Genomic DNA, 629 nt, shown 5'->3' on the forward strand with positions numbered 1-629 from the left:
ATGATTATCGTAACGGATCAATACGGAAGACAATTAACGATACTTGCGAATCACCTACCGAAAACGCCGAAGTTTTTCGATGACGGGCACTTCGAACAACTAGACGGACTACTAACATATGAATTTAGTACGCTAGCAAGCGATCCTGACACAAAACACTTAGTCGCAGGAAATAACGTAATCGTACGAAACAAAGATCGTAAGCTCATGTTATTTACGATTATTCGTACGGTAGAAGAGCGAAAAGACAACAAGTATGTGCGTCGAGTATTCGCAGAAAATGCGGCCGTAGATGATCTATACAACCATATCGTAGACGGTCAAGCACTAGTCGCAGTTACGGCAAAAGATGCAGCGGAGAAAGTACTAGCGGGTACAGGTTGGAAACTAGGTATCGTAGATTATGCGGGACTACAAAATGTCAATCTACACGAATATCCTACCGCACTAGCTGCGTTACATCAGATTCGCGATCAGTACGGTTTAGAAATGGAATTCACCGTTTCATTTATGGGTATGAAAGTGCGAGATCGTTTCGTACATCTAGTTAAGCGACGCGGTAACGTTACTGGGAAGCGATTCACGTACGGAAAGGATCTAACAGGCGTAACGCGAGAAGTAGATCGATC

The 629-nt window shown here is 43.6% G+C and carries 1 protein-coding gene; it reads left to right on the forward strand.

Going from position 1 to position 629, the window contains the following annotated elements; genetic code table 11:
• A partial coding sequence (locus GBN91_RS28625) for a phage tail spike protein (RefSeq protein WP_152122916.1) occupies positions 1-629 on the forward strand: 629 nt, incomplete at both ends.

Origin of the sequence: Bacillus sp. B1-WWTP-T-0.5-Post-4 (assembly GCF_009183795.1) — a bacterium.
GTDB classification, from domain to species: Bacteria; Bacillota; Bacilli; order Bacillales; family Bacillaceae_G; genus Bacillus_A; species Bacillus_A cereus.